Source organism: Microcystis sp. LE19-41.2A (assembly GCF_027530405.1).
Classification (GTDB): Bacteria; Cyanobacteriota; Cyanobacteriia; order Cyanobacteriales; family Microcystaceae; genus Microcystis; species Microcystis aeruginosa.
This window is the reverse complement of sequence record NZ_JAPZQJ010000456.1, coordinates 1-9,262: the sequence shown is the minus strand read 5'-3', so window position 1 is coordinate 9,262 and position 9,262 is coordinate 1. Positions and strand designations below refer to the sequence as shown.

The 9,262-nt window shown below is 41.9% G+C and carries 12 protein-coding genes; 2 read left to right on the top strand and 10 right to left on the bottom strand.

What is annotated here, in order from left to right:
• Positions 1-144 precede the first annotated feature (144 nt).
• The 4 genes from O9290_RS19430 to O9290_RS19415 form a co-directional block, all read right to left on the bottom strand.
• On the bottom strand, positions 145-603 hold the full coding sequence (locus O9290_RS19430; RefSeq protein WP_288057592.1) for a DUF29 domain-containing protein: 459 nt from the start codon (positions 601-603) through the stop codon (positions 145-147).
• Positions 604-619: 16 nt separating this feature from the next.
• On the bottom strand, positions 620-1,078 hold the full coding sequence (locus O9290_RS19425) for a DUF29 domain-containing protein (RefSeq protein WP_288057594.1): 459 nt from the start codon (positions 1,076-1,078) through the stop codon (positions 620-622).
• Positions 1,079-1,120: 42 nt separating this feature from the next.
• A complete protein-coding gene (gene msrP / locus O9290_RS19420) occupies positions 1,121-2,104 on the bottom strand; it encodes a protein-methionine-sulfoxide reductase catalytic subunit MsrP (protein WP_288057595.1) in 984 nt (327 codons plus the stop codon).
• 85 nt (positions 2,105-2,189) lie between these two features.
• Positions 2,190-3,575: a cytochrome P450 gene (locus tag O9290_RS19415; protein ID WP_288087398.1), complete on the bottom strand. Its 1,386-nt coding sequence runs from the start codon at positions 3,573-3,575 to the stop codon at positions 2,190-2,192.
• 264 nt (positions 3,576-3,839) lie between these two features.
• Here O9290_RS19415 and O9290_RS19410 point away from each other — a divergent pair, with 264 nt between their 5' ends.
• Complete coding sequence (locus tag O9290_RS19410) at positions 3,840-4,595, top strand: TVP38/TMEM64 family protein (protein WP_287731137.1); 756 nt, start codon at positions 3,840-3,842, stop codon at positions 4,593-4,595.
• 10 nt (positions 4,596-4,605) lie between these two features.
• On the opposite strand, the gene O9290_RS19405 is transcribed toward O9290_RS19410, so the two are convergent.
• The gene (locus tag O9290_RS19405; protein WP_288087396.1) at positions 4,606-4,773 is read right to left on the bottom strand and encodes a hypothetical protein; all 168 of its coding nucleotides are present in this window, start codon (positions 4,771-4,773) and stop codon (positions 4,606-4,608) included.
• Between the two features lie 355 nt (positions 4,774-5,128).
• On the opposite strand from O9290_RS19405, the gene O9290_RS19400 reads away from it, so the two are divergent.
• Positions 5,129-6,676 (top strand): mercuric reductase, encoded by a 1,548-nt coding sequence (locus O9290_RS19400; protein WP_288058761.1) that lies wholly within the window; start codon positions 5,129-5,131, stop codon positions 6,674-6,676.
• A gap of 163 nt (positions 6,677-6,839) precedes the next feature.
• On the opposite strand, the gene O9290_RS19395 is transcribed toward O9290_RS19400, so the two are convergent.
• The 5 genes from O9290_RS19395 to O9290_RS19375 form a co-directional block, all read right to left on the bottom strand.
• The gene (locus tag O9290_RS19395) at positions 6,840-7,238 is read right to left on the bottom strand and encodes a type II toxin-antitoxin system VapC family toxin (RefSeq protein ID WP_149107215.1); all 399 of its coding nucleotides are present in this window, start codon (positions 7,236-7,238) and stop codon (positions 6,840-6,842) included.
• Positions 7,235-7,531 carry a hypothetical protein gene (locus O9290_RS19390; protein WP_002753598.1) on the bottom strand — a complete coding sequence of 99 codons (297 nt, stop codon included), beginning with the start codon at positions 7,529-7,531 and terminating at the stop codon, positions 7,235-7,237. Before O9290_RS19390 ends, O9290_RS19395 begins: the two co-directional genes overlap by 4 nt.
• Before the next feature lie 358 nt (positions 7,532-7,889).
• The gene (locus O9290_RS19385; RefSeq protein WP_002741035.1) at positions 7,890-8,096 is read right to left on the bottom strand and encodes a type II toxin-antitoxin system HicA family toxin; all 207 of its coding nucleotides are present in this window, start codon (positions 8,094-8,096) and stop codon (positions 7,890-7,892) included.
• Positions 8,093-8,296: a type II toxin-antitoxin system HicB family antitoxin gene (locus O9290_RS19380; protein ID WP_002734086.1), complete on the bottom strand. Its 204-nt coding sequence runs from the start codon at positions 8,294-8,296 to the stop codon at positions 8,093-8,095. Before O9290_RS19380 ends, O9290_RS19385 begins: the two co-directional genes overlap by 4 nt.
• Positions 8,297-8,413: 117 nt before the next feature.
• Positions 8,414-8,776 carry a hypothetical protein gene (locus O9290_RS19375; protein WP_288087393.1) on the bottom strand — a complete coding sequence of 121 codons (363 nt, stop codon included), beginning with the start codon at positions 8,774-8,776 and terminating at the stop codon, positions 8,414-8,416.
• Positions 8,777-9,262: the final 486 nt, after the last annotated feature.

The following is a 9,262-nucleotide window of genomic DNA, read 5'->3' as shown; positions in this document are numbered from 1 at the left end:
TTCTAACACTTTCTGGTATAGTTCACTTATCATTTTCGTTATTTAGGTCATATATGGTAAATATGACTTATCTTTTTTTGGAGTCTGTGTCTGTATTCCATGCTACATAAGCTTTTCAGCTGGCTTGTCCCCCTGTCAGATATATTACTCGTGGTCATTAGTGGGAAACCAATCTTGATCGAGAATTTGTTCAAGGGAACCAATGGGAATAGCGGGGAAAGTATCAAGAGGTAATTGAGTTCTAACTTGAGCCTCTTTTCTAGCAAATTGATAGCATTCCTCAAAGATTTCGAGAATATAGGGTTTTAAACTAGGGCTATCTTTAATTTCTTCGATTATTTGTCGGCGAAAGTTGATAATTTCCCCTTTCCAGTGACCCTCATTTCTTGCTCTTTCTCCTGTCCGGTAAGTTAGTTTCAGCAAATGTACCAGCAATTGAATCAAAAGATTTTCGATTTTGCGTTTTTCACTCCTTCCCATACTTGCTAATTCCTCCAGTAAATTATCTAAATCTACCCGCTCAAACTGTCTCGCTTGCAGTTGATTAATAGTAGTTCTAATCCAGAGATAAAAGTCTTGTTCGTACAGGGTTTTATTGTCCATAATTGACCTCTAGATATTACTCATGGTTATTACTGGGAAACCAATCTTCATCGAGAATTTGTTCAAGGGAACCAAGGGGAATAGCGGGGAAAGTATCGAGGGGTAATTGAGAGCGATCACTAGCATCTTTTCTAGCAAATTGATAGCATTCCTCAAAGATTTCCAAAAGATAGGGTTTGAGACTAGGGCTATCTTTAACTTCTTTGATTATTTGTCGGCGAAAGTTTCTAATTTCCCCTTTCCAGTGACCCTCATTTCTAGCTTTTTCTCCTGTCCAGTAGGTTAGTTTCAGCAAATGTACCAGCAATTGAATCAAAAGATTTTCGATTTTGCGTTTTTCACTCCTTCCCATACTTGCTAACTCCTCCAGTAAATTATCTAAATCTACCCGCTCAAACTGTCTGGCTTGCAGTTGATTAATAGTAGTTCTAATCCAGAGATAAAAGTCTTCTTCGTACAGAGTTTTATTGTCCATAGATACTTAGTTAAACTGAATAAATGGGGATAATTATCAAACTTAACTATATAAACTAGCCACATATTCACCGTAGCCATTATAGGGCAGAGTTTCGATAATTTCCCAAGATAAATCACTTCTACTGCCGATAAATTTCTCCGTTGCTTGCGACCAACGGGGATGGGGTTTACTGGGGTTGACATTAGCCTCAAAATCGTATTCGTGAGCGTCAATTGTGTTCCAGTAGGTGGCGGGTTGTTTGGCGGTAAATTCAATTTTTACTATCGATTTTGCTCCTTTAAAACCGTATTTCCAAGGAATAACCATTCGCAAGGGTGCGCCCTGTTGTTTCGGTAAATCATGACCGAAAATTCCCACAGCAAAGAAAGCTAATTCGTTGGCCATTTCTTCAATTCTTAAACCTTCTGCATAGGGCCAGGGTAAGGCTCCTAAATGTAATCCTGGCCCCTGGGTAATTTCGGGATTATAAAAGGAGGTGAAACGGACGAATTTAGCTTCTGGTTTTGGTTCCACTGCCGCGATTAAAGCACTCATCGGAAACCCCAGCCAAGGTAAGACCATTGACCAAGCTTCCACACAACGAAAACGATAGATTCTTTCTTCGAGAGGAAAGGTTTTTTTAATAGTATCTATATCGTAGGTCTGGGGATTTTTTACCAATCCTCCCACTTCTACCGTCCAGGGATTCGTCGGTAATTTCTGCGCTTTTAACCAGATATTTTTCCCCCCTCCGAACTCATAAAAATTGTTATATCTCCCCGCTACAGTTTCGGCAGCTATGGGGCGATTTACCGTTAAAAACTGCGGATTCTTGCTGAACCCTTCAATTTTAGGTAATTGTAAACTTTTTTCTAAAGCTTCCGAGGAGGAGGATTTACCACAAGCAGTTAATAATAGGGAACTCCCCGCAATTCCTGCCCCGATTAACCCCTGTAAAAAGCGACGACGGTTAAAATAAACACTTTCGGAAGTAACTTCATTTTCGGAAATTTGCCAGGATTTAGCTAAACGAATTAAGACCATAATTATCCCCAATTTTATTGACAAAAAAGCAGAGTTATGATATGGGATACCACAACTCTGATTGTACAATAGTTTGTCAGTTTTTTTAAGAAATTTCGGCGAGCATCGGGGCAGTAACCAGAGGTTCCCGTCGTCCTTTTAAGACCATGGGAACTCCTCGCGAGGGAGCAAGGGTGACACCGCGACGACTGGGTTTTTCGGGGGTATTATTAACTAGAGTTAACTGATAATTAGCCAAAATTGTGGCGATAGCGATTTTCATCTCGTAGATAGCTAAAACTTCCCCGATACAACGACGCGCCCCACCACCAAAAGGCATATATTCGTAGGGGGTGAATTGTTTTTCTAAAAAGCGTTCCGGTTTAAAAGTATGGGAATCGGGGAAAGTTTGCTCGCGGTGGTGGGCCAGATAAATACAACCCATAAGAATTGTCCCTTTTTCTAAAGGATAACCATCTAGTTCTACCGGTTTTTCCACTACTCGCGGAAAAGTTAACATTCCCACGGGATGAATGCGTAAAGTTTCCGAACAAACTGCCGAAAGATAGGGTAATCGAGTTATGTCAATGGGGTTAGGATTATCTCCTAAAGTGGCTATTTCTTGGAGAATTTTTGCTTTAATTTCTGGATAGCGATGAGTCCAGTAGAGCGCCCAAGACATAGCAGTGGCTGTGGTTTCATGACCGGCGAATAATAAGGTCATTAATTCATCGCGCAATTCCTTATCGCTCATCGGGTTGCCTTCTTCATCCCGGGCCGACATCAGTAGTGATAAAATATCGGTACGATTGGGGTTAGGATTAGCTTTTCTTTCGGCAATTTCTGTATAGATAATATCATCAATTTTTTCTTGGTAACGCCGGTATTTTCCCCAGGGACTCCAAGCACCAAAATCAGCCCGCAAAATTGGGAAAAATAACAAAGAAGCCATCACCGGAGAGTTAAAAATATCGAGCATTTCAGCGAGAGTTTTTTTCAGGGTTTGATAACGTTCCCCTTGACTAATTCCAAAAACTGCCTCCATAATTACTTGTAAAGCAATCGCTGTGGTCGCTGAACGGGCTTTAAAAGGTTGATTTTGGGGCAATTCTGCCATTACTCTCAGGGTAATATCGCGGATTAAATCGCCGTAGAAACGCATTCTTTCCCCGTGAAAAGGTGGCAATAAAAGCTGACGGCGTTTTTTGTGGATGTCTCCGTCTAACATGACGACGGAATAATCACCAATAATCGGGGCAATAATCCGATTGGCTTCCCCCGGTGCCGAGAATTGTTTACGGTCATTAGTTAAAATTTGTTGTAGGGCTGAAGGACTACTGACAAAGATAAAATTATCTACAGTTAAACCCACTTTTGCGCTAAAAATATCGCCATGCTTGCGGGCGGCATTTTCCATAAAAGCTATGGGATTAATGATCCATTGTGCCATTTGCAGGAAGGTAGGGGCTTTGACCTTGGGCATGATTTTCATAGATTAATTGCTATATCTAATGCTAATTATTTCTAATTGTGACATTTTTTCTCCAGAGACGGCAAGGTGTAATATCACGTAAACAGCAAAAATCCCTGGGCTGTTGCTTGTCTTGTCTTTTCGGAGAGAGGAGGATTTTCTGGGAATTTTCAGGATTGGCTTTCTGGTCTAAACAATGATAATCGCGGTAGAATAGCCCCCAGTTCTATTTAATTCGCTTTTATAGTTCAATCTCTCTTTTTTCATTCCTTATAGGGACTTTTTATGATTATTTCCAAGTTTTTACCTTCGGGAAAAACTGTGACTATCAGGCATTTACTGTTATTAACTACATTTAGCCTTGTTTTTTTCCTGACTACTCCCCCCGCTTTTGCCCTCCAATCCAGTGCCTCCACAGGTTTTAATCCTCAAACTATTCTTTTCCATGCCTTAACTTGGGTGGATAGTTTGGGAGCCGTGGGAGCGATCGCGTTTATAATTATCTATATTCTAGCTACTGTGGCCTTTTTTCCAGGTTCAATCCTGACTTTAGGGGCTGGTGTGGTTTTTGGCCTGGTTTTAGGCTCTTTTTACGTCTTTATCGGGGCAACTATCGGCGCTACTGTCGCTTTTCTGGTGGGACGTTATCTGGCTAGGGGTTGGGTGGCGGAAAAAATTCAAGGTAATAGTAAATTTCAAGCTATCGATGAAGCTGTAGGGAGAGAAGGTTTAAAAATAGTGCTTTTAACCCGGTTATCTCCCATATTTCCTTTTAATCTGCTCAATTATGCCTATGGTGTCACCGGGGTTTCCCTGAAAGATTATCTACTAGGTTCCGCAGGCATGATTCCGGGGACGATAATGTATGTTTATATTGGCTCTTTAGCGGGCAGTCTTGCCACTATCGGGACCTCGGCACCAGCCACTAACCCAGTTTTACCATGGACTATTCGCCTGAGCGGTTTTATCGCCACCGTTGCCGTCACCCTCTACGTCACAAAAATTGCCCGTCAGGCCCTGGCATCAGTTATCAATGAATAGTAATCATTTATCAGTCAGGGGTGTGGGGGAATGGGGAAGTGGGGGAATGGGGAAGTGGGGTGTGGGGAGTTTTCTCAGTTAACTGATAACTGATAACTGATAACTGATAACTGATAACTGATAACTGATAACTGATAACTGATAACTGATAACTGATAACTGATAACTGACTCCTCAAAACCTAAGACTCTGCACCTCACAACTATGGGAATTGCTATAAGTAGGTGGGTGGAATTAAATATAAAATAAACGTAGGTTGGGTTGAAGCATGAAACCCAACGCCCGCATGGGTTACGCTACCGCTAACCCATCCTACAAATAATTGTGCCTACCTACTTAACTGCTTTAGTAAACCTCTTGCATAATTAATTTTTCAGGGTTCAAAAACGGCAAAAATAAGAATTAAATTGCATAAAATCTGTAAATAGACCATTTAACTGATTATTATTCATTCTTAATTCTCCTGACTACTGACTACTGGCTACTGATTCCTAACCCTAACAACAATTTTTGATTTTTACAAGAGGTCTAATATGTTTGAAAATAGCTCTAGGGAAGTTAATGTTCTCCCAGTGGACGAACATAATCAAAAATTAGTTAATTATGTTCATCCTGCCGATTGGGTCAATCCACAACCCCAAGATTGTTATGATTTAGTCGTCATCGGTGCGGGTACTGCGGGTTTAGTCGTAGCGGCGGGGGCGGCGGGTTTAGATATAGGTTTAAAAGTGGCTTTAGTGGAAAAACATCTCATGGGGGGAGATTGCCTCAATTTCGGTTGTGTTCCTTCTAAATGTCTGATTCGTTCCTCTAGAATTATCGGGGAAATTGAGAAAGCCAAAAAATTAGGAATTGATATTGGAGATACTAGGGTAGATTTTGCCAGAGTCATGACCAGAATGCGGCAAATTCGCGCCGATATTAGTCATCATGATTCGGTGCAACGTTTCCAAAAACTAGGTATCGATGTCTTCTTCGGTAGCGCTCGTTTTTTAGGACAAAATGCCGTGGAAGTCGCGGGAAAAACCCTAGCTTATAAAAAAGCCGTCATTGCCACTGGTGCTGGGGCCTTTCATCCCGATATACCCGGACTAAAAGAAGCGGGATTTTATACTAATGAAACAATTTTTTCCCTAACAGAATTACTTCCCCGATTAGCTGTTATCGGTGGCGGGCCGATTGGTTGTGAATTAGCCCAAGCTTTTCAACGGTTAGGCGCGCAGGTGATTTTATTTCATAATCATTCCCATCTTTTGAATAAAGAAGACCAAGAAGCAGCCGAAATTATTGAGAATACTTTCCTGCGGGAAGGAATGCAGTTAATTCTCTCCTGCCAAATTGAACGGGTGACAAAAAATGAGCGGGGTAAAACCATTGAATATACTAGCAACGGTCAAGGAGCAACTATCACCGTTGACGAGATTTTAGTCGGTGCTGGCCGGGAGCCTAATGTGTCAGGATTAAATTTAGAAGCGGTAGCCGTGGAATACGATACTCGTCGGGGAGTCAAAGTTAATGATTATCTGCAAACTACTAACCCGAAAATTTATGCGGCCGGTGATATCTGTATGGATTGGAAATTTACCCATGCTGCCGATGCAGCCGCCCGTATTGTGATTAAAAATACTCTTTTTTCTCCCTTCGGTTTCGGACGCTATAAGCTCAGTAATTTAGTTATGCCTTGGGTCACTTATACCGACCCAGAAATCGCCCATGTGGGCATGGATGAAACCCAAGCACAAGCCCGGGGATTGGCCACTAATACTATTAAAATTCCTTTGAGTATAGTCGATCGAGCTATCGCTGATGGGGAAACAGCAGGTTTTTTAAAAATTATTCACAAACAAGGTTCCGACCAAATTTTAGGAGCCACTATCGTCGCCGCTCACGCCGGTGAGATGATTTCTCAAATTACCACCGCTATGGTTGCTAAAATCGGACTGAGTAAACTCTCTACTGTTATTCATCCCTATCCCACCCAAGCGGAAGCGATTAAAAAGGCCGCCGATGCCTATCGCCGAACTCTCTTGACTCCTAATAGTAAAAAACTCTTGGAATTGTTGACTAAATTATCGCGTTAAAATCAGTTATTGCCACCGGAGAACTGCGGCAGAACTTTGAACAATTCTGGCGGGAAGCTGCCGCGCAGTTGGGAAACGCCCAATCCCTCACCGAACGGGGGTCGGGGAAATGGCAAGAGTACCAGTTGGAGAAATACCAACCCCTGACGCAGCTCTGCCCTTTTTAGAATACAAGTAAACGGTGAAAACCTTCTTGCTCAAAATGGCGATCGGTGGTTAATGCTTCATTAATATTGAACTGACGCATCAATAAAAAGCTAACTGCATCACATAAGGAATAAGTCTTATCTTGCCGTGCCATCAATAGTTTGACCGCAGCACGATGTAAAGGCTCATCTATCCAAACTGTCTCGATATCTGGATTTTCTAGCAAATCGGTGATAAATTCTAGGGTAGCTAAACGCGGGTAACGCCGAACTTGAGCTAGAGCAACTAACTCTGCTAAAACGTAACTGTGGGTGCTGCTTTTACCTGCACTATCTAACAATTGGACAGCTTCTTCATGTCCTGGTTGATCACGATAGACATAGCAAAGTAACCCAGAAGTATCGAGGAGTATCACCGATTTGATGTCTCCTCATGAGTATCTCCATACTCTCTCCCTAAGTCAGCATCAATGCTTTCATTATCTGCTCCTGTCGGATAGCCGCTAATTGAGCCAGCGTGCGCTCGAAAGCGTTGACGTGCTGCTTCTTTTTCGGCTTCCGTGCGTTGGTCTTTAGCTTTTGTTAAGCGATACTGTCGCTCAAGGGAAGTTGTTACTAATTCTGACAGGTCGATACCTAATATTTTAGCTTGCTGTTGCAAGGCGGCATAGACTTCATCGCTCAATTCTAGGGTTAAGACTTGACTCATTTAGCTGTACCTTCATTGTGGCTATTGATTAGATTAATTTCTTTTTTAACTCTTTGACCATTATAACCTCGGACATCAGCTTGTCTCTTCACAGTAGCACTGTAGGGTGGGTTAGTGACAGCGTAACCCACCGCATATTAGGAAATTGATGGTGCGTTACATTAACATTAACGCACCCTACTGGACTGTTTCAACTAAAATAGGGCAATAGATTTCGGCTTAAAGTCTTAGATTATAGAATTTATAGCATTTTTCTAATACACCAAATTAGCTGAAACAAACCAGTAGGGTGGGTTAGTGACAGCGTAACCCACCGCATATTAGGAAATTGATGGTGCGTTACATTAACTACGAAAGCTTATAAGTCATCTTCCGATAATCGAGCTATTTTCATAATTGATTTTAAAGTTCCAATTTTTAAGTCCTGATTGCGGTGTACAGGAATAGATAGAATTTTATCTTCATCCTCCTTTTCATAAATATGGTGACTACTGGTAATTTTTTTGAGTATCCAACCTTTTTTTTCGACAATTTTACAGAGTTTTTTCCCTGATATTGATTTCATACAGCAATTTCAATCACTTCTGACCTAGATTCAGGTTGTTTGCTTTCATTGGCAACTTCTAACCAGCCTTGTATGGCATCTTGGAGGTTATCGACAACTTCGTCCATACTATCTCCTTCTGTTATACAACCGGGCAGAGCGGGAACTTCAGCCCAGTAACCGCCTTCTTCGGCTGGATGAATAATAGCTTTGATTTTCATCAGGTTCAGAATTTTTGAAAACTTATCTCTTATTTTAATATGAATATGGAAGTTGGGTTTCCTTGCGTCAACCCAACCTACAGGCGATGCGATCGCACTACAAGATCGGCGATCACACTAGCTTGCTGGCGCTGGTGGCGGATAGAAAGCTTGGGAAGACATTCCAAAGACTAACGGGGTTGCGGTCGGGTCGCTGAAGGAGTCAAATGTAATGATCTTGGTGTCATTTGGTCCGTCTTGGACAAACTTCTCTTCACCACCCGCCAGCGAGAAATTTAGTCCAAAAATCGAGACGCTTGCCGAGGCATCGTAGTAACTCTTCACCGTTTCAGTGTATGTCTCTGTGCTGATAGTAAGTGTCACCTTTGGCTTGTAAATCACAAATACTGATACCGGCACCATGTGCAATGTGCCTTCTTCACCGAAGAAGTCTTTCATTGTAAATCGGCTACCTTGAGGAAACTCGACCTTTGATGCCATTAGCCAGTCTGCATTGTACCACTTCCCCCGACTGATCGGGAAATTGTTTGCACCGATAGCCTGCACCTGTAGCTTATATTTCTGGACTTCCCCCGTATAAACATACTAGCTATGGCTAAAAGTCTTACAGAGCCTGAGTTAAAGCAATATAATACTAATAGACTACTGGACACAAAATCCTGAAGTCCTTACGCTGATAGGGTTTGAGGCAAAAATTTTCAAATTTGACCTTTCGACTATTATAGCTTGTTTCGGGGCAGAAAACCATCAAAAACATGGCTACAGAGGGAATCGCTGACTCTAGAGATTAATGACACAATCTGTTACAATCAGGTTAGCGATCACTATACAGCCAACTCTACGGAATCGCTCTACTCCAGATACAGTCAACGGTACAGCCATTTTCAAGGGGAAAATGTACCCAGTAGCGTCTTTTCAATTTTTTCTGAGAAGCCCCATGCAGTAAGGGTTTCGTTGATTTTTTAG